The sequence below is a fragment of the Mesorhizobium sp. B2-4-13 genome, from assembly GCF_006658535.1.
Lineage (GTDB): Bacteria > Pseudomonadota > Alphaproteobacteria > Rhizobiales > Rhizobiaceae > Mesorhizobium > Mesorhizobium australicum.
This window is the reverse complement of record NZ_VFVB01000013.1, coordinates 45,307-64,713: the sequence shown is the minus strand read 5'-3', so window position 1 is coordinate 64,713 and position 19,407 is coordinate 45,307. Positions and strand designations below refer to the sequence as shown.

General features: G+C 57.5%; 15 protein-coding genes. 11 read left to right on the top strand and 4 right to left on the bottom strand.

The annotated features are described in order from the left end of the window. Nucleotides 1-5 precede the first annotated feature (5 nt). The 9 genes from FJ936_RS27360 (at nt 6) to FJ936_RS27320 (ending at nt 13,301) form a co-directional block, all read left to right on the top strand. Nucleotides 6-1,436, top strand: coding sequence for a phosphomannomutase (locus tag FJ936_RS27360; RefSeq protein ID WP_141907206.1), 1,431 nt, complete (start codon nt 6-8; stop codon nt 1,434-1,436). Further along, on the top strand, nt 1,436-2,851 hold the full coding sequence (locus FJ936_RS27355; protein WP_140663223.1) for a mannose-1-phosphate guanylyltransferase/mannose-6-phosphate isomerase: 1,416 nt from the start codon (nt 1,436-1,438) through the stop codon (nt 2,849-2,851). The genes FJ936_RS27360 and FJ936_RS27355 overlap by 1 nt, the downstream gene beginning before the upstream one ends. 57 nt (nt 2,852-2,908) lie before the next feature. After that, nucleotides 2,909-3,895, top strand: coding sequence for a GDP-mannose 4,6-dehydratase (gene gmd, locus FJ936_RS27350; protein ID WP_141907205.1), 987 nt, complete (start codon nt 2,909-2,911; stop codon nt 3,893-3,895). After that, entirely contained in the window at nt 3,855-4,877 is a 1,023-nt protein-coding gene (locus tag FJ936_RS27345; protein WP_246680554.1) for a GDP-mannose 4,6-dehydratase, read from the top strand. Before gmd ends, FJ936_RS27345 begins: the two co-directional genes overlap by 41 nt. Before the next feature lie 32 nt (nt 4,878-4,909). Continuing rightward, the gene (locus FJ936_RS27340) at nt 4,910-5,695 is read left to right on the top strand and encodes an ABC transporter permease (protein WP_015318711.1); all 786 of its coding nucleotides are present in this window, start codon (nt 4,910-4,912) and stop codon (nt 5,693-5,695) included. A gap of 2 nt (nt 5,696-5,697) precedes the next feature. Further along, nucleotides 5,698-6,924, top strand: coding sequence for an ABC transporter ATP-binding protein (locus tag FJ936_RS27335; RefSeq protein ID WP_015318712.1), 1,227 nt, complete (start codon nt 5,698-5,700; stop codon nt 6,922-6,924). Continuing rightward, the gene (locus FJ936_RS27330) at nt 6,921-8,444 is read left to right on the top strand and encodes a methyltransferase domain-containing protein (RefSeq protein ID WP_141907204.1); all 1,524 of its coding nucleotides are present in this window, start codon (nt 6,921-6,923) and stop codon (nt 8,442-8,444) included. The genes FJ936_RS27335 and FJ936_RS27330 overlap by 4 nt, the downstream gene beginning before the upstream one ends. A 2-nt stretch (nt 8,445-8,446) precedes the next feature. Beyond that, nucleotides 8,447-11,317, top strand: a complete 2,871-nt coding sequence (locus tag FJ936_RS27325) for a glycosyltransferase family 1 protein (RefSeq protein ID WP_141907203.1) — start codon at nt 8,447-8,449, stop codon at nt 11,315-11,317. A gap of 250 nt (nt 11,318-11,567) precedes the next feature. Then, complete coding sequence (locus tag FJ936_RS27320) at nt 11,568-13,301, top strand: hypothetical protein (RefSeq protein WP_141907202.1); 1,734 nt, start codon at nt 11,568-11,570, stop codon at nt 13,299-13,301. Between the two features lie 148 nt (nt 13,302-13,449). On the opposite strand, the gene FJ936_RS27315 is transcribed toward FJ936_RS27320, so the two are convergent. The 4 genes from FJ936_RS27315 to FJ936_RS27300 form a co-directional block, all read right to left on the bottom strand. Further along, complete coding sequence (locus FJ936_RS27315) at nt 13,450-14,223, bottom strand: FkbM family methyltransferase (RefSeq protein WP_140717778.1); 774 nt, start codon at nt 14,221-14,223, stop codon at nt 13,450-13,452. A 179-nt stretch (nt 14,224-14,402) separates the two neighbouring features. Further along, nucleotides 14,403-15,314: a hypothetical protein gene (locus tag FJ936_RS27310; protein WP_224598172.1), complete on the bottom strand. Its 912-nt coding sequence runs from the start codon at nt 15,312-15,314 to the stop codon at nt 14,403-14,405. After that, a complete protein-coding gene (locus FJ936_RS27305; RefSeq protein WP_015318718.1) occupies nt 15,275-15,916 on the bottom strand; it encodes a class I SAM-dependent methyltransferase in 642 nt (213 codons plus the stop codon). The genes FJ936_RS27310 and FJ936_RS27305 overlap by 40 nt, the downstream gene beginning before the upstream one ends. Before the next feature lie 4 nt (nt 15,917-15,920). Then, the gene (locus tag FJ936_RS27300) at nt 15,921-16,967 is read right to left on the bottom strand and encodes a glycosyltransferase family 2 protein (protein WP_246680553.1); all 1,047 of its coding nucleotides are present in this window, start codon (nt 16,965-16,967) and stop codon (nt 15,921-15,923) included. Nucleotides 16,968-17,112: 145 nt separating this feature from the next. On the opposite strand from FJ936_RS27300, the gene FJ936_RS27295 reads away from it, so the two are divergent. Together FJ936_RS27295 and FJ936_RS27290 are read left to right on the top strand one after the other, a co-directional pair. Next, nucleotides 17,113-18,264, top strand: a complete 1,152-nt coding sequence (locus FJ936_RS27295) for a glycosyltransferase family 1 protein (protein ID WP_348643175.1) — start codon at nt 17,113-17,115, stop codon at nt 18,262-18,264. Next, a complete protein-coding gene (locus FJ936_RS27290) occupies nt 18,261-19,379 on the top strand; it encodes a glycosyltransferase (protein ID WP_141907201.1) in 1,119 nt (372 codons plus the stop codon). The genes FJ936_RS27295 and FJ936_RS27290 overlap by 4 nt, the downstream gene beginning before the upstream one ends. The last annotated feature ends 28 nt before the right edge of the window (nt 19,380-19,407 follow it).

The window sequence follows — 19,407 nt, the reverse complement described above, 5'->3', positions numbered from 1 at the left end:
AAGTAATGAAATTTGGATCGAGTGGCCTTCGAGGCTTGGCTTCGGAACTGGTCGGCAAACCGAGTGGACTTTATACTGAAGCCTTCGCTTGGCGCCTAGCAGCAGGCGGGCTCCAGCCGAAGGCCAAGGTGTTCATAGGTCGCGACTTGCGCGATAGTAGCCCGACCATTGCAGCCAACTGCATGGCTGCCTTGGTGGTTGGTGGATTTCAACCGATCGATTGCGGTGCCATTCCAACACCAGCTTTGGCGTTGTATGCTCGGCAGCATGGCGCAGCGGCGCTTATGGTGACCGGTTCGCATATACCCGCTGACCGCAATGGCATCAAATTCTATAACCCGCAGGGTGAGATCAGCAAGGCCGATGAAGCCGCTATAGCACGCTATGCCGCGGAAAGGTCAGACGCTTATAACGCCCCGCCGGCAATAGGAACGGCTTTGCCAGGACATCATGACCAGGCGATTACCGCCTATCGCGCGCGCGCTGACGACATCCTGGAGCCTGGATCCCTTTCAGGCATGAGGCTCGGCGTCTATCAGCACAGTTCGGTCGCGGCGGACCTTCTCGTGAAGGTTCTCCAATCTTTTGGCGCCCATGTGATACCTGTCGGGAAATCCGATACCTTCGTACCTGTCGACACCGAAGCCGTTGACCCGACCACAATTGCAAAGTTCAAGGGTTGGGCTCGAGACTTCAAGCTCGACGCCATCGTGTCGGCCGACGCCGATGCCGATCGACCACTTATCGCCGACGAGAATGGCGATCTGTTTCGTGGCGACCTGATCGGCCTCGCCACGGCCTTGTTCTTGCGGGCTGATATCGTAGTGTCGCCGGTGACCTCCAATTCAGGCATTTCGGAAGCCTTCGGTTTTACGGTTCTGAGAACAAAGGTGGGATCTCCATTTGTCGTCGAAGCCATGGAAGCCTCCTATCATCCCGAAAAAATCGTCATTGGCTTTGAGGCCAATGGTGGCGTTCTCCTGGGGTCGGACTGTTCAATTCACGGAAAAACGTTGACGGCATTGCCGACACGAGATTCCCTGCTCCCCATCCTCGCCGTTCTCGGTATGGTCGCGTCGACAGGAAAATCCCTGTCGCGTTTGCGCGAACTGTGGAATCTTCCCGCCTGCGCAAGCGAACGTCTCGAAAATTTTCCGGTGGAGAGTTCCCGCAGCTTGATGCGCCGGCTTGCGGACCGGGATGCACTGCAGCGATTTCTGGCGCCGTTCGGGACCGTTGCCGACGTCGACGAGACTGACGGGCTAAGGACAAAAATGGAAACCGGCGAGATCATCCATCTGCGGCCGTCCGGCAACGCGCCGGAGCTTCGCTGTTATTCAGAGGCTATGGACCCAAGCAGAGCGACAGCGATCGTGGCGCTGACGCTCAAAAGAGCGCGGGCAATCACATCCACAAACGAAACAGAGGTCGTTTAATGAAAGTGGTTCCCGTCATCATCAGCGGTGGAGCCGGATCGCGACTGTGGCCCGCCTCCAGGCAATCGCACCCCAAACCTTTCCTCAAAGTGGCTGACGGACATTCTCTTATCCAACACACAGTGTTGCGCGCAGCTTCGATAAAGCATGTCGTGGAACTCGTCGTGGTAACGTCCGGAGAACACCTGTTCCTGACGAAAGACGATTTCGACGAACTGGATTCCGTGATGTTGCCGCGCACATTTCTGCTCGAACCGGAAGGCCGCGATACGGCCGCCGCGGTGGCGGCGGCCGCTATCCATGCCAAGGCAACGCAGGGTCCTGAAGCGATTCTGTGTGTCTTCCCGGCGGATCACATGATTGGCAACCTGCCTGCTTTTTTGGCCGTGATGGGCCGGGCCATCGAACACGCCCAGCTGGGGCGGATCGCCACATTGGGCATCAGCCCGACCAGACCGGACACTGCATTCGGTTATATCGAAGCGGATGGTGAGAAAGTCGTCCGTTTCGTTGAAAAACCTGATCTCGAGACGGCCAAGGCCTATGTCGCATCCAAGCGCTTCTTCTGGAACGGCGGCATCTTCTGCTTCAGCGCACAAACCATGCTCGACGAAATGGCTTTGCATTGTCCCGCGGTGATCCAGGCTGTCTCCGACAGCTATGAGAACGGCCACTTCAGTCAAGGCGAAGGCTTTGCCAAGATCGAACTCGCGCCCGAGCACTTTGGCTCCGCCCCGCGAGTCTCGCTTGACCACGCGGTCATGGAGAAGACAAACAATCTTGCCGTGGTTCCCTGCGACATGGATTGGAACGACATCGGGTCGTGGAACGCAATGGCCGACCTGATCGCTCCCGATGCAAGCGGGAACAGGATACGCGGCGATGTTCACATGATCGACACAACCGGTAGCTATGTGAGCTCCGATAAGCGCGTTATCGGCACGGTCGGCGTCAGCGACCTGGTGATCGTGGATTCCCCGGATGCGTTGCTTGTCGCATCCCGCGACCGTGTTCAGGACGTCAAGAAGCTGTTTGACGACCTCAAGGCTTCTGGACATGAAGCGCACCTGCTTCACAGCACGGTGCACCGCCCGTGGGGTACCTATACGGTTCTGGAGGAAGGCGAGCGCTTCAAGATCAAACGCATCGAGGTGAAGCCCGGTAGACGTTTGAGCCTGCAAATGCACTACCATCGTTCCGAGCACTGGGTCGTGGTCAGCGGCTCCGCGAAAATAGTCAATGGCGACCAGGAGCTGTTTCTGGCGACCAACGAATCGACTTACATCCCCTGCGGCCACAAACATCGGCTGGAAAACCCGGGAAGAATCGACCTGGTGATCATTGAAGTACAAAGCGGCGATTATCTCGGCGAGGATGACATCGTGCGCTTCGACGACGTATACGGCCGCGCCTGACAACCGGTTGGCTCGCTGTGCTTGGCGAGCAACCACTAGATAGAACCGAGAACATTGATGACAAAGAAAGCCTTGATTACCGGCATTACCGGGCAGGACGGCGCCTATCTGGCGGAACTCCTGCTTGCCAAAGGATATGAGGTTCACGGACTTGCGCGGCGTTCAAGCACCGCCGATGTGAACACCACGCGCCTGAAGTGGCTTGGCATTGAAAAAGATGTTCGGATCGTGGACGGAAACCTGACGGATTTGTCTGGTCTGGCTAGAACGATGCGCGACGTGAAGCCGGATGAGGTCTATAATCTTGCCGCTCAATCCTTCGTCAAATCGTCGTGGCAGCAGCCGATCCTGACCGGCAACGTGACCGGCATAGGCGTGACCAATGTGCTTGAGGCCATCCGCCTCGAATCGCCTGAAGCCCGTTTCTATCAGGCATCGTCCTCGGAGATGTACGGCCTTATCCAGGAACCGATGCAATCCGAGACGACACCTTTCCACCCACGCTCTCCATATGCGGTGGCGAAACTTTATGGCCATTGGATTACGATCAATTATCGTGAAAGTTTCGGTTTGCATGCCTCGAGCGGCATCCTGTTTAATCATGAATCCCCGCTTCGCGGCATTGAGTTCGTCACCCGCAAAGTCACTGACGCGGTCGCGCGCATCAAGAAGGGCATGGCAAAGGAATTGCGGCTCGGGAACATCGACGCCAAGCGTGATTGGGGTCATTCCAAGGACTATGTCCGCGCGATGTGGCTGATGGTGCAGCAGGCCCAGCCGGATGATTACGTGATCGCGACAGGCAGGACGACGACTGTGCGCGACATGTGCCGGATTGCATTCGAGCACGTCGGGCTCAATGTTGACGATCACCTTGTCATCGACCCCGACTTGTTCAGGCCGGCGGAAGTCGAAATCCTGCTCGGCAATCCAGCCAAGGCAAAGGCGAAGCTGGGCTGGGAGGCGACGATCTCGCTGGAAGAGATGATCCGCGAAATGGTGGATGCGGATCTCGAACGCCACGCGAACCCAGCCAGACGTTAAGCTGGATGGGAACCGTTTTTGCCTCATGGTCGGTAATTTGAAGCATCGTATCCTGATTACCGGGGCAAGCGGATTTGTCGGCTCTGCGCTGTTGCGCCTCCTGGAACGGGAACACAGTTCCTGCGAGGTGTTCGCGTTTGGCCATGGCGAAGGCCAGCGAAATGCCATCGACCTGCTGGACCGGGATGCGGTCGACACCGCCGTGCGGGAGGTCCAGCCCACCTCGCTCATTCATTTGGCCGCGGTTGCAGCACCTTCCGATGCCCGCAACGCGCCGCGCCATGCCTGGAACGTCAACTTCACGGGAACGATGAACCTTGCCGAATCGGTGATGCGCCACGCGCCGAAGGCCCGGTTCGTCTACATTGGCAGTTCGGAAGCCTATGGGGCTTCGTTTGCGAGCGTGGCCGGCCCAGTGACGGAAACCGTGCCGCTTCAACCGATGACGGTCTACGGCGCCACCAAGGCGGCTGCGGACTTGATGATCGGGCAAATGGCCTATGACGGCCTGCGCGCGGTGCGCTTTCGCCCGTTCAACCATACCGGCCCTGGTCAGTCGGACGCCTATGTGGTTTCCGCCTTCGCGCGGCAGATTGCCGAGATCGTGTCGGGAAAAAGCGAGCCCGTCATTCACGTCGGAAATCTCGAAGCCGAGCGCGACTTCCTCGATGTTCGCGACGTGGTGCGCGCTTATGCGAGTGCGGCGCTTCTGGAGCTGGATGCCGGGCCCGACCATGTCTATAACATCGCATCAGGACGACCGCGGAGGATCCAGCATATACTGGACATGCTCATAGCGCAGTCGGGCATCAACATCGAGGTGCGTACCGACCCGGCCAAATTCCGCCCCAATGACATTCCCGTCATGTGCGGTGATGCGGCAAAAGCACACAATAAGCTGAATTGGACGCCTTTGGTGCTGTTCGAACAGACAATTGCCGACGTTTTCGGATATTGGCACCGGCTATGTAACGCCCGCTGACGGCAAGACGCAGCGCGCAAAGGGTCCATCACATGCTGCGAAGCTTATGGCACTACCGCCATTTCATCATTTCCTCCATCAGAGGCGACTTGAAGGGGCGTTTCGTGCGGTCGCGCCTGGGCGGCCTGTGGTTCATCCTTCACCCGCTTGCGCAGGCGATCATCTTCTCCATCGTGCTTTCGGAAGTGCTCAAGGCACGGCTTCCGGACACGGACAGCCCCGCGGCCTACCCGATCTACCTTCTGTCCGGCATGGCCGCGTGGACGCTGTTCAGCGAGATCCTTACGCGCAGCATGACCGTCTTCATCGAGCAAGCACCGGTCATGAAGAAGATCGCGTTTCCGCGCCTGTGCCTGCCTGTGATCGTCGGCGGCACGGCGCTAATCAACCACCTGCTGCTGCTTGTCGCCATCTTCGTGATCTTCATCTTCCTCGGCCACATGCCAGGCCGCGCATTGATCCTGCTGCCGGTCGGGATCATCCTGATTTCCGCAATCGGATTCGGTCTCGGTGTCATCCTCGGGGTGATGAACGTTTTCATTCGCGATATCGCGCAGGTCATGACGATCGTGCTACAGCTCTGGTACTGGCTGACGCCGATTGTCTATCCAGCCAACGTCCTGCCGGAACAATACAGCTTCGTGCTCAGCCTCAACCCGATGGCTCCCTTGGTTGCATTGTACCAGGATGCGTTGCTGTTCAACCGCTGGCCCAGCCCCGAAAGCCTCATCATGCCGGCCATTCTGGGGCTGCTCAGCATGGTCTTCGCGATGATTTTCTTTCGCCGTGCAAGCCCTGAACTCATCGACGTGCTGTAACCATGACCGTGCTCTCCGTAAGTCATTTGTCGAAACGCTATGCGAACTATGCCAGCAACCTCGAGAGGTTTGCCGGCTGGTTCGGAGCGCCAGTTACCCCGACGGAGGAATTCTGGCCGGTCAGGGACATCTCCTTTTCCCTGTCCCCGGGAGAAGCCCTTGGGCTGATCGGGCAGAACGGCGCCGGCAAGAGCACGCTTTTGAAGCTAATCACCGGCACCGTGCGGCCAACCGAGGGTGCGGCGAGTGTCTCAGGCCGCATAAGCGCCATCCTGGAACTCGGGCTCGGCTTCAATCCCGAATTCACCGGGCGCCAGAATGCCTTCCATGCCGGCGGGCTGATGGGTCTCTCGCACGGGCGTCTGGCCGAACTCATGCCGCATATCGAGGACTTCGCCGAGATAGGCGAGTTCTTCGACCAGCCGGTCCGAACCTATTCGAGCGGGATGCAGGCACGGCTGGCGTTCGCGCTTGCCACCGCCGAGCGGCCGGAGGTGCTGATCGTCGACGAGGTGCTCTCGGTTGGCGACAGTTATTTCCAACACAAGAGCTTTGATCGGATACGCAGCTTCAAGGCGGCGGGCACATCGATCATTCTCGTCACTCACGCCCTGGCCGACGTGAGGGCATTGTGTGACAGGGTGATCCTGCTGGACAAGGGACATGTGCTGAAGGACGGGGCGCCCGACGAGGTGATCGATTACTATAATGCCCTGATAGCAACCAAGGAGAATGCGAAGCTGACGGTGGAGCAGCGGCGGGAAAAGGATGATTGGCTCTACAGCAGAAGCGGGACCAAGGCAGCCGCGGTAGAATCCGTGGCGTTGTTGGACGGCGAAACCGGTGCCCAGGTAAAGATCGCCGTTTCAGGACAGAGCATGACGGTTCGAACGCGGATTGTTGCGAAAGAGGATATTCCGGAGCTTGTCATCGGCTTCATGCTGAGGGATCGCGCCGGTCATATAGTGTGGGGAACCAACACCTGGCACACTGGTCAGGTGCTTTCGAACATTGCGGCTGGAGACAAGCTCGAATGCCGACTGCGCCTTGCCTGCTCCCTTGGCCAGGGCTCATATGGTCTATCGGTCGCGCTGCATACGGGAGACGTCCACATCGACAACAATTTCGACTGGATAGAGAACGTCGAGGTTTTTGACGTCATCAGTTCAGACAGCCCCTTCTTTGTCGGGACGAGCCGCCTTGAGCACGCTTTCGAAATCGTCCGATGAAAAAAAATTTTGACGATCTGTACAAGGCCTTCGAGGACCGCTTTCGTGGGTCAAGGGAACTCGTCAAGGGCCGACTTGAGATCTATCAACCCCTGTTGGCGCAGGTGCCGAGGCAACCTGAAGGGCCGACTCTTGCGATCGATCTTGGCTGTGGACGTGGCGAATGGCTTGAGATACTCACCGAGGCCGGGCTGGAAGCCGTCGGCGTGGATCTGAACGGAGGCATGGCGCAGGAAGCCATCGAACGTGGACTGAGAATCGAGCTTCGGGATGCGATCGAATATCTGCGAGAGCAACCGGATGAGACTGCGGCCGTCATTTCAGCCTTCCACATGGTCGAGCACGTGCCTACCGATTATCTGATCGAACTCTTGAACGAGTGCCGCAGAGTGCTGGCCGAAGATGGCCTGCTTATCCTGGAAACCCCGAATCCGGAGAATATTTCCGTCGGCACGCACACCTTCTATCTTGATCCGACCCATAAAAGTCCCCTGCCCCCGAGCCTGCTCGAGTTCCTGGTGGAGCAGGTCGGCTTCCCCGAAATCGCGATCCTGAGGCTGAACGGCAGTCCCATGATCAAGGCAGGGCCGATCGAGCGCAGCATTCATCTGATGTTCGAGGTAGGGCGCGACTATGCCTGCCTGGCAAGAAAGCAGGGCATGCAATCCGAGGGGAAAACCGGATCACTTGCAGCGTTTGTGCAGGCCGCGTCGCAGCAAGTGCCCACGGATATGGCAAAAATAAAAGGATGGCTTCATTCCGCTGACGAAGAGATCGTCAACAGCTCGGACGGAGGAGCCACGTCGTCCAACGCGCTTCAGTTTCAACAATTGACCGAGAACCTCGCCGCCCAGTCGGAGTTGATGCAGGCTGGAAACAAAGCACTCACGGACACGGTAGCTTCTATCGGCAAGCAACTGCGGGACGTCATTAAGGACAGGGCTGTGGCCGCCCGCGATGCCGAAATCGCCCGTCTCCAGCAACAGATGGCGGAGACGGACGCTGTAAGCACGGAGCAATTGACAGGCAGACAAGCTGCCATCGAAGAGCGAGATGCTGAAATTGCACGCCTCCAAAAACTCATGGCGAACATGGAGGCTGCAACCTCGAGGCAGGTGGCCGAGCGGGATGCCGAAATTGCCCGACTGAATGAAAGCGTTACGAAACTGGCCGAACAGGTTCAACCGTTGGCTGTTCTGGTCGACGCCTTTCAGAATTCGACGTCTTGGAGAATTACAGCGCCAATGCGCGGACTTATCGGGGGGGCAAGCGCTGTAGCGCGGATTCCAAAGGTAAATGCCAAGCTCCTGATGCAGCATGGCCTGCTATGGTTGCGCCGAAGACCTCGAGCTTCGGTATTTGTTCAACGCTTGATACGGTTCGCTCCGCTCCTCGAACGCCGGCTTCTGGGTTTCGCACGGTCAAGCAGCGGTTTGGTCCCAATCGACACAGGCTGGAAGCTTGATCCGGACCCCGCCGTGCTTGATGCGTGGCGTAGACGCCTCAGGGCTGGAAAATAGACATGACATCGCAGCCATTGAGACTCTGGGTCGACGGCCAGTGTCTGCAGACGCATAGCCGAAAACGTGGAATTGGACGATACGTATTGGACTTGCTCCGCGCCCTTTCGACCCACGAGAGCGGCATAGAGCTGCTCGTCTCGCTTAATGCTGCGATGCCTGAAGCGACAATTGCCGCTCGATCGCTGCTTTCGGGTATCGTGCCATCGCACCGCATTCACGTCTGGCACGGGAAAGTCGAAGGGGGCGAAGCCGACTACGGACACACGACATGGCGCAGCCGTAGCGAAATGGCTCTCGTCCATCACGTCAACCAACTCAGTCCAGACATTGCCCTGTCCGCGAGTCCCTTCGAAGGCGCCGTCGACCCCGCGGTTCCGTATCTCGGTGGCTCATTGGCGACGGTCAGGACGGCAGCCATGTTTTATGACGCTATCCCGTTCAGGTTTCCTGACAAATACATTCGCGACCCTCGTCAACGGGAGTATTACGATCGGCGTCTTTCCAGCTATAAGAATTTTGACCTAGTGTTCACCATTTCAGATTTCTCCTCCCGGGAATTTCGACATTTCTCTGGGTCGGAAAAAGAGCTATGCATTGGCACCGGCATAGCTGAAAGCTTTGTTGAGCTTGTAAACGGCGGAACAGATGAAAATTTTTACGACTGTAAATACGTTCTATATGTTGGCGGCTTGGATTGGCGAAAGAATCTTGAGATAATACCAAAAGCTTTTCAAAGCATTCCTAAACCGCTGCAAAATTCTTTGAAATTTATTCTAGCCGGAGAGATTAACTCCGACGAAGAAGGTGAATACTCCAACATCTGGCAATCTCATGGTTTGTCGGCTGATCAGATCGTATTCACAGGCGCGGTCGATGACAGAACGCTGGTCCGCCTCTATAAAGGGGCGGTTGCACTGGTTCAGCCCTCGTTCATGGAGGGCTTCGGCCTAACGGCGCTTGAGGCAATCGCCTGCGGAACGCCTGCAATCGCGGCCAGAGCGGGCGCGGTTCCCGAGGTTGTCGGAGATGACGCCTTGCTCTTTGACCCGACGTCACCTCTAGACCTTGCTCAGAAAATTGAAACAGTAGCAGCGGGCAAACTCGACTCAAAAAAGCTCAAGGAACTCGCGCAGAATAGAATCGATACGTTCAGCTGGAGAAACGTCGCAGATCATGTCGTTAAGGGTCTGCACGGACTCGACCGCCGCATGGCTGCGCCGCAGATCGAACTTGTCGAAGCGCTCGGCACTATCAAGAGAAATGAAGAGGAAGACGTCTCGACCTTGATGGCTCTCGCCGAGCCCGAGCCCACAAGGCCGCGGCTGCTGGTCGACGCCAGTGCAACACTGATAGACGACCACAGGACCGGCATTCAACGGGTCGTTCGGCGGATCTGCGAAAGTATGTTCCCGAGCGGGTCAAAAGACGAGGGCAAGTACATCTCGTTCTGCGACGATAATACCGGCTGGTACTTTGCAAGAGAATGGGCCGGGCGCCCGCCTTCGAAACAGCAGTCAAACCGGCTCCGGCCACAGGCCGGCGATACCGTGTTGATGCTCGACAGTTCCTGGCCTTTCCATACCCTCCATCCGGCGTTTCTCCGCCCGGTCTTGCTCAAAGGCGGCGACGTCATATCCTGCCTCTACGATATGGTTCCCTTGCGTTCGGCAGCCTTTTGCCATGAAGGCATGCCACCTATTTTCAGCGCGTGGTTTCAAACCGCGCTCATTTATTCCACCGGCATTATCTGCATCTCGCGCGCAGTCGCCGACGAATTGCTGGATTTGCTCGCAGGCATCCGGTTTCCGCGCCGAATGAAGGTCGGCTACTGGCAGCTTGGTGCAGATTTCGCGACAATGGAGTCTCCACCGAAGCCAATTCAGCGAAGCGACGTGGGCCGTCCTTGCTTCCTGATGGTCGGAACGCTGGAGCCGCGCAAGGGCCACCGAGTCGCGCTCGAAGCGTTCGAGGCATTGTGGGCCGAAGGCGTCGACGCAGAGCTCGTCATCGTCGGAAAGATCGGCTGGGGCATCTCGCATCTTGCCGAGCGCATTCGGCATCATGCGGAATTTGGCAAGCGTCTGCATTTGCGCGAAAAGGTCAGCGACAACGACCTTGGCGCTCTTTACAGGGGGTGCGACGCCCTGATCGCGGCCTCCTTTGCCGAAGGTTTCGGCTTGCCCGTCGTCGAGGCGGGCCATTTCGGCAAGCCGGTGCTTGCCAGTGACATTCCGGTGTTCCGTGAGGTGGGCAAGGGCGCGGCCGCAGCGCATTTCTTCGAGGTCGGCTCACCTGCCGCGCTAGCCATGGAGGTCAAGGGCTTCCTGAAGGGCACACCTGCCAAGCCCCGAGAGACGCCATGGCCGACCTGGGCCGAAAGCGCCGTACAATTGGAAGACGTCGTCGTAGGACAGAAATGGTACAAGATCTATGAGCCACAGTCCCCCAGGCCTTTCGCACCGCCGATAGACCTTGGCGACACACGGATGACGGACGCCCTCGGGGATGAGCAACGCGCCCATCGCCTCGAACTTGTGGAAGGCCCTTACAGGACCGATGACGGCGCCGCATTGAAGATCGTCGTCAGTGTGACCAATCTATCCGGGACAGTGTGGTCGAGCTTCGGCCCGACCGACAGACGCCTGGGAATTGCGCTGGGCTATTTTGCGGTCGGCATTGCGGGCGAGCGCTTCCAGTATGACAACGCGCGCGCTTATATCCCGTTTGTCTTGGTGCCGGGTGATACGCACTATATGGCCCTCAACATACCGGCCTCATTGAAAGAGCGCGGGGGCGGCGCGTTCATCGACATCGAATTGGTTCAGGAGGGCATCAGTTGGTTCGGTAGCCCACTACGCGTGCCTCTATAGTACTTGAACGCTCGTTCCAGACTAAATGCCAGCGATCCATAGCTAACGTCTGTTCGTCTCGATTGAGCTTCAATTAGGCGGAGTTCCTACGGGTTTCCGTTGTGGTTGCGCCATTCGGTTGCAAACTGGACAGACAGTTTGAATTGCTCTTCGAATAGCCGGCGGGGAAAGCCAGTGCGGAGAGCAGAAAAACCATTGGGTGCATTCTCTGACATCGGCTATAGCGGCTCCTAACTTGAGAGTGGAGCGCATGTCGAAGAGCCGATTATTTCGCATTATCGTAGCAATTGCTGCCTTGCCTGGTTTGGCGCTCGTTCTATTGCTGCACGGGGCGATCCCCGGCGCGATGGTTCCAAGTTACGGGCAATCGATTTGGGCTATCGGTTTCGCGAAAGCAATCACAAACGACCTTAGCATTTTTGCGCACGGCATCGGTGGCCCGGCCCCGGCGGCTATCGCTTTTGGACTCCCAGCAGTCCTCACTATGGTGCCATTTTTGGCAATCGGCCTGAGCGATGGCGACGCATATTCGACTTCCTTCGCGATCTGGCTAGTGGCGGCGTATTGGGGCACCTTTCGTCTTAGCCGTCAGATCGGAGTTGGGCATCTGTTCGCAATCACGAGCGCAATTGTCTGGATGACAATCCCGGTCATATGGATGCACCAAGGATATTCGATGTTGGGCCTGGGAATGTCCTTGGTACCGTTCTACGTCTCCTTCGCCTGGCCCATCGCTTGGCGTGGGCCTCCGACGCTCTATGATTTCGGTGCATTCACGGCAGCGACAACGATTGCCGCGTTCATGGATGGCTATACCTTCGTGATCTCCGCAATGGTGGCGGGTTGCCTTTGGTTTGCGGGCGCTGTAACAGGCGAGCCAAAAGAGGTCCTTGCTCGCCGACTGACGATGTTGGCGGTTGGCTACGGTGCTGCCTATCTGCTGTACAACCAGTTCACTGGCTCCTCCGGCACTGAGGGCTTCGATCTAGACTTCTTTCGTGGCTGGGGCGCTAATATTGAGTTCTTGCTGGTGCCGCCCAGCGGCCTACTGTGGATACCGGACACGCTGGGGCTTTCCGAATCACGAGCGTGGGATGATTACTTCGGCGATCCTTCTGTATTCACCACACCATTTGCCCTTCTGGTCATCATACTTAGTGTCATCGCTGTTGCGTCGAGGAAGGGCGACCGCCGTGCAGTCTGGGCGTTCTTTCTAATCGGGCTCGTCGGCCTTTATCTGTCGCTCGGCCCCTCATTCAAATTCTATGCGATGCGGCCTTCCGGCGTCGCTGGACCGGTTATGTCGGAAGACTTCGCGCCGATCCCGACCGGAACGGGGTTTCTGTCAACTTACGTGCCGGGCTTTATGGCCATGCGGGCAAGCTATCGTTGGGTTGTTCTGGGCATGCTCGGGATGTGGGCGGCATTTGTTGCATCAATGGCCGGAAGGCGCAGCCTGACAGGGTGTGCGCTTCCCCTCGGCGTCGCGGTGATCGCTCTACATATGCCATATTCGAGCCGGATCGGTGGACATTCAAACCAGCGAGACATGCACCTTCTACTGGCAGAGTTCGCTGAGAAGGTTCGTCCATCATTCCGTCCAAATGAAAAGACGCTGTTTCTGCCGTGGGGCAACGATTTCTTCGTGACCTATCTCGCGCCAACAATTGGTATCCAGTCTTTCAACATAGGCGGTGACAAAAACCTCGGAGCCGCAGTGGCTAATTGGCCCGACAGCATCCGTGCGATACCAATGCGGAAGCCGCTAAGCGTGGACTATGTTATTCCGATTACGACGATGCTGACCTCTGGTGACGTGGATGCGGTCGCTCTGTCGTTCATCGACAATACCGCACCCGTCAACAACTGGCCGGTTCCGCAGGACAACAAAGCAGCAGCACTGGAACTTGCCGAAGCGCTGGAGACAAACCCAGCCCTGCTCGTGGCGCGCACTGAAGATTATGTGATCATCCGGCTTCGCTAGTCGTCTGATTGCCTAAAACCAAGAACGCAAACTCCCTCACGAAACCGCGCTTTGCCGGGCGCTTGTACCGTTTCAATCTCTCGCTTTCGAAAAAACTTACCGCCTGGCGATCGGATGTGGCATGATAGCATAAGGACCATAGCTTAATCTAGATCGCGCCATCGGTATTCAGCGTAAAAGAGCAGTAGAGGTCGTCTACGCATCCCGCGGACACCAGATTATCGTGAATGAAAGTAAGCGCAGCGTGGTCGCTGTCGATCAATAGCGGCTGCCCATCTTTAAAACGATAAACATATGGGAACGTCTCTCGCAATAGCCGCAGCAGGTCGCGGGGATTAATGTCACGGAAGCCGACCATCGTGAAGGCATTAAACTCGACGAGCAACGAGGGCTTCAGGCGCTCTATCGTTTCTCTTCCGCCCCGCAGAACGTCTATCTCGAAGCCTTCCACGTCGATCTTGATGAAGTCGACCTTCTCGATACAATGGATCCCCACGAACGCATCAAGTGTCGACATCTGAACAGTTCCTGTCGACGAATGTCCAAGTGTGTCTTCCGTGACGAGATGGCTGGCAGATGCCGAATCAGGGTTGGAGAAGAAGAATAGTGATCCTTCTCTTGCTCCTAACGCAATATTATGAGCATCTACTAAAGCTGCATTGACCTTGATCGTATCTAGCAGGAGTGGAAAAACATTCGGGTCTGGCTCAAAAGCATAGACCTTTGCAGCACCAGATCTCGCGGCGATAACCGCTGTCATCCCGATATTTGACCCGATGTCTAGAACGATGGCATTATTGGGAAGAGCACGCATTGCAAATGCGAACGGTTCGTCAGGTTCTGCATGGTCAAAGTAGCTGTCACCTTCTCGCCCACAGAGGATGATGTTTTTCCCACCAAACTCGACTTTCCTACTATGCATTAACTCTCTCCGATTGCTTTGCGCCGACTCCAGTAGAGAAAATATAGGCGTTCCCTTTTTACAGGCTTGAACCGTCGACGCCGCTCCTCCTATGCCGGCGCCACCTGTACCCGACGATCCCCTCTACCGACAACCATTCGAGCCTATCGATCGGTGATTCCAGATGCCTCCATCGTCAGTCATTGGTTATCCGATAAAAACCAATCAGCAATCTGCCCGCCAACGAAAAGAAGAAGATCCCCCAGAACCGTGATCGTCCGCCCGATCACCACCGCCAGAAGGATGACGGGGCCAGCGCTTAGCCCGCCGAGCAGGAAGAGCAGAACGGCTTCCCTGACGCCGATACCGGCCGGCGCGCCGGGGGTCACAAGTCCAGCGAGCCAAGCCAGCACATAGGCGCCGGCTATTGCCGGATAGAGGGCGAATTCGCCCGAGCCGCCAGCAAGCTGATAGGCCCCCGCAAAAACCAGACCGGAAAACGCCAGAAATGCGAGGTAGAGAAGAGCAGCCACACCCAAATCTGTACCAAGGAAAGCGGTTGAACACAGCGCGACAGCCACTAGCGCGGCAAAGGAAATCCAACCGAACCAGTCGGAAGCTCCGACCGCCATCAGCGGCAACACAAGCGGCGAAAAGAGAAGTCCGCCGACAATGAGGGCCGCCACTTCATAAGCGGTCGACTTGACGAGCGGTCCGTTGCCGATGCCGGCCGCCACGCCGATCGCCTGCCGTCCTGCAAATTGAAAGATATTGCCGGGAACATATTTGGCGAGTTGCGAAATGGCATAGGTGCGAATCGCCCAAGGCCGCGAGACGGGAGCACCAAGATGGTGCAGAAGATGTCGCCAGCCGAGAGCAAGCAGCAGGTTCGACACTCCATAGACGCCGGCCAAGGCTATAATGGCGGTGTAGCTGGCTGCTCCCATGCGGCGAAAATCGATCTCGCCGGTGTACCCCTGAAGTCTGATCCCTACGAAAACAACACCGGCCAACCCCAGGAAGGCTCCAATGCGATTGAGCCAGGTCTTGGCACGAGGGCCAAGCGCCACGATCAATGCCTTTTCTTCGGCTTGCAGTGCATCATGGTCCATGGCAGCGGAGACAGAACCTCGACCACATCGAAAAACTCTGAAGCCAGCGCGACGATGCCGCGCTGCGACCAGTGCTGCAGATGGCCGGGCGTGTTGCCCAAGGCCGAGATGTATTTCCCGCGCGCCAAGTTCAGGACACGCCAGATCGGCTCCCGGGGTACGCTGAGGATCAGGTCCGACCTGACGATACGCTCCAGCGCTTGCAATGCCTTCCGCGGCTCCTCGAGATGCTCCATTACTTCGCAACATACGATGAGATCGGCGCTGTCTGGTTCAGGGGCCACCTCATAAATACTGCGGACAGCGAAACGCCGGTGGTCAATATCCTTTCCGCGCGCGTTCTCCTTTGCCATTCCGATGACTTGGGCAGAGAAATCGGTGCCTCGCGCGTCGATACCCTGCTCCAGCCAGCGCATGACCCAATAGCCTTCTCCGCATCCGACTTCGTGAATAGTAGCGGGCCTCACCTTAGTCACCAAGCTGGACAATGCCGCTTCGAAACCTTGCACCATCCGGCGGGCGATCGGGTTGCGCGTGCCATATTTGTCATAGGTGTTGCCTATGACGATACCGTCTTCCGCCTGCCCGCCAGCTACCTTCATCTTCCTATCCTGCTTTCCTGCTGAAGCGGGCTTCGGCGTAGTTGCCATTCTCTCCCTGCGTGGAACGCTGCGTATAACGAATGTCTTCGAGAAGCTTGCGGTTGGCGGCGATCACGTCGGCCAGAAAGGCGACGAGAAGGGACTGGAAACCCATCGTCATCAGCACGCCCGCCAGGACCACCGACTGAATATGGCCGCTAACCCCTTCGGTCAAATAGAAATAAAGGAAGCGCAGGCCGAGCAAAAAACCAAGGCTGAAGAGGATAGCCGCGATCCAGCCGAAAAACCGAGCCGGCTGGTAAATGACGAAGATACGTATGATCGTGAAGATGGAGCGCTTCAGATAGGAAGGAATGCTCTTCACCAACCTTGACGGCCGCAAATCACCATTGACTCGGATCGGAACCGAGACCACGCGCATGTTCTTGCGCCCGGCCTGGATGATGGTTTCCAGCGTATAGGTATAGCTGTTGAACACGATCAGGCGCTGGGCCGCGTTTTTCGAGATCGCGCGAAAGCCGCTCGGGGCATCCCGCACATCAGTGCCGCTGGTCACCCGCACGACCCAGCTGCCCAACTTCTGCAGAAGCTTCTTCACCGGGGAGAAGTGCTCTATCTCCGATATCGGCCGCGCGCCCACGACCATATCCGCACGCCCCTCCAGCACCGGCCTGGTGATCGCCGGAATGTCGGCGGCGCGATACTGGTTGTCCGCATCGGTGTTGACAATCACGTCGGCGCCGCGCGCGAGGCAAGCTTCGATGCCGGTCATGAAGGCATAGGCGAGACCGCGGTTGCTGGTATGACGCACAATGTGGTTTACGCCGTTTTCCTCGGCGACCCTCACCGTCTCGTCGCTGCTGCCGTCATCGATGACCAGCCATTCGACGCTGTCAAACCCGGTGACGGTCCGCGGCAGATCACTCAGCGCTGTCGCAAGCGTCTCGGCTTCGTTATAGCAAGGAATCTGGATAATCAGCTTTGGCAGCGGCGTACTCTCGAATTGGATCCTGACACTCCGTGCGTCTACCACCATCGGGCGGAGGCGCAAATGATTTTTCCTCGGGAAAACCGTATTTCCCATTTCGAACCACGGAACCTGCGAAATGTATATTAGCGTTGCTTCATAATGATCTGCCGCATGATCATCCCTCGCAGCGTTGTCCTGCTATCGCCGCAAAAATGTCCGGCATTCTTTGCCTAATTCGCTTCCGGAGAGACGATTGAAAATAGGGATCGACGGCAGGAATCTCGGATCAGCCACCGATGGAATTGGCAGGTTCGTGCACAATTCGGTCAAAGCGCTGGTGGCGCTCGGCGCCGATGTGTTTGTCTATGCGCCGAGCAAGATCAATGCGAGTTATGATATTCCGCCTGGCGTTTCCGTCCAGGTCGCCAACTTCAATGGTCCCTACGCGAGGGTGTTCTGGGGACAGGCAGTCCTGCCCTCCTGGGCCTTGCGCGATCGGGTGGATGTCTTGTGGGGGCCGTCCCATCGCCTGCCCTTCATCCTGGACAGGCGCATCGGAAGGGTGGTCACGATTCATGACCTCGTCTGGCTGTACGCCGCACAGACCATGCGGACCCGGACCTGGCTGGGCGACCGCTTGATGATGAAGCCCGCGCTGAAAACCGCTGATGTCGTGGTCGCGGATTCGACAGCAACGGCCGCCGCCTTGACCGCCGAGTTTCCCTGGCTGAAATCGCCAATCAAGACGGTCGCACCCGGCACGACCGCGTTGCCGGCTCCGAGCGATTTTTCGAGTTTGGCGCCCCTCGGCATCACCAAGCCCTACGCGCTTTTCGTCGGCACGCTTGAGCCGCGAAAGAACCTCGGCAACCTGGTTAAGGCCTATGGCCTCCTGCCGCAGAGCGCCCGGTCGCGCTGCGACCTGGTTATCGTCGGCGGCACGGGCTGGAAGCAGACGAGCCTGGCCGGCGACGTGCGCGACAGCGCACTTGAGACGAATATCAAGTTTACCGGCTTCGTCGATGACGCGACGCTCGCCACGCTCTATGCGAATTGCCTCTTTCTGGCGATGCCATCGCTTTACGAGGGGTTTGGCTTTCCGATCGTCGAGGCACAGTCTTTCGGCAAACCGGTGCTGACGTCGAACACCTCGTCAATGCCTGAAGTGGCGGGAAGCAATGCCGTGCTCGTCGACCCGGAAGATCCTGCGGCAATCGCCGCTGCATTCCACCGCCTCTGTACCTATGTGGAATTCCGGAACGGGATCGCTGCGGATGCGAAGAAAAATGCCGGGCGCTTCACCTGGGAGAACCACGCCAAGGGCATGCTGCAAATTTTTCAGCAGGCCATCGAGCAAAGACGGAAGACCCGCGTTTGAAAGTCCTGCACTTCTTCAAGACATACTGGCCGGATACGTTTGGCGGCGTGGAGCGGACGATCCATGCCATCGCGCAAAGCACGGCGCGCCACGGCATCGAAACCGAAGTGCTTTCGTTGAGCCGAATCCCTGGCGAGAACACACGGGCTTTCGATGGGCATATGGCCCGCAAGGCGAAACTGGATTTCGAGCTGGCATCGACCGGTTTTTCACGCGAGGTCTTTCGGGAATTCAGAGCGCTCGCCAAAAATGCCGACCTGATACATTACCATTTTCCATGGCCGTTCATGGACATCGTGCATTTTCACGCCCGTCACGGCAAACCGACGGTCGTCACCTATCATTCCGATATCGTCAAACAGAAACTCATCCTGCCTCTTTATCGACCGCTGATGCTGCGCTTCCTGAAGGACGTCGACGCTATCGTTGCGACGTCTCCGGACTATTTGAAATCGAGCCCCGTTCTCAGAGCCTTGGAGGGCAAATCGACGATCATTCCCATCGGCATAGATGAAACGGCTTATCCCACGCCGACCGAAGCCGACAACAGCTGGTGCCAAGCGGCTGTGGCGGAGCCTTTCGCGCTATTCGTCGGCGTCTTGCGCTATTACAAGGGCCTGGACGTGCTGATTGAGGCAGCCGACAAGGTCAGGTGCAAGATCGTTATTGCCGGGTCAGGGCCTATCGAGGAGAGCCTCAAGCTTCAGGCCAAGACGTTGCGCCGCAACAATGTGATGTTTCTCGGCGAGGTCACGGAGCAGCATAAGATGGCTCTGCTGCGCAACTGCCTCGGCTTCGTTTTTCCGTCTAACCAGAGGTCGGAAGCCTACGGGCTTTCACTGGTGGAGGCTGCCATGTGCGGCAAACCGATGATTTCGTGCGAAATTGGAACGGGAACAAGTTATGTGAACAAAGCCGGCGAGACGGGGCTAGTCGTTCCGCCTTCAGATCCGGCACGCCTTGCCGAAGCCATCAACCAGATCGTCGATTCGCCCGCCGAAGCAGCGAATTGGGGGCGAGCTGCCCGTGATCGCTATACCAGGCTCTTTACAGCCGACAGGATGGGAAAGGCCTATGCCGATCTCTACCGCCAGCTCGATGATCGCCGCCGCTGAAAGGCGGCTTTGCGCCGCGGCAACCAGT

Coding starts and splice junctions, on each gene's coding strand:
- FJ936_RS27335 (WP_015318712.1), top strand. CDS start 5,698: ATGACCGTGCTCTCCGTAAGTCATTTGTCGAAACGCTATGCGAACTAT.
- FJ936_RS27325 (WP_141907203.1), top strand. CDS start 8,447: ATGACATCGCAGCCATTGAGACTCTGGGTCGACGGCCAGTGTCTGCAG.
- FJ936_RS27320 (WP_141907202.1), top strand. CDS start 11,568: ATGTCGAAGAGCCGATTATTTCGCATTATCGTAGCAATTGCTGCCTTG.
- FJ936_RS27355 (WP_140663223.1), top strand. CDS start 1,436: ATGAAAGTGGTTCCCGTCATCATCAGCGGTGGAGCCGGATCGCGACTG.
- FJ936_RS27310 (WP_224598172.1), bottom strand. CDS start 15,314: ATGGACCATGATGCACTGCAAGCCGAAGAAAAGGCATTGATCGTGGCG.
- FJ936_RS27360 (WP_141907206.1), top strand. CDS start 6: ATGAAATTTGGATCGAGTGGCCTTCGAGGCTTGGCTTCGGAACTGGTC.
- FJ936_RS27315 (WP_140717778.1), bottom strand. CDS start 14,223: ATGCATAGTAGGAAAGTCGAGTTTGGTGGGAAAAACATCATCCTCTGT.
- FJ936_RS27345 (WP_246680554.1), top strand. CDS start 3,855: ATGCGGATCTCGAACGCCACGCGAACCCAGCCAGACGTTAAGCTGGAT.
- FJ936_RS27340 (WP_015318711.1), top strand. CDS start 4,910: ATGCTGCGAAGCTTATGGCACTACCGCCATTTCATCATTTCCTCCATC.
- FJ936_RS27305 (WP_015318718.1), bottom strand. CDS start 15,916: ATGAAGGTAGCTGGCGGGCAGGCGGAAGACGGTATCGTCATAGGCAAC.
- FJ936_RS27330 (WP_141907204.1), top strand. CDS start 6,921: ATGAAAAAAAATTTTGACGATCTGTACAAGGCCTTCGAGGACCGCTTT.
- gmd (WP_141907205.1), top strand. CDS start 2,909: ATGACAAAGAAAGCCTTGATTACCGGCATTACCGGGCAGGACGGCGCC.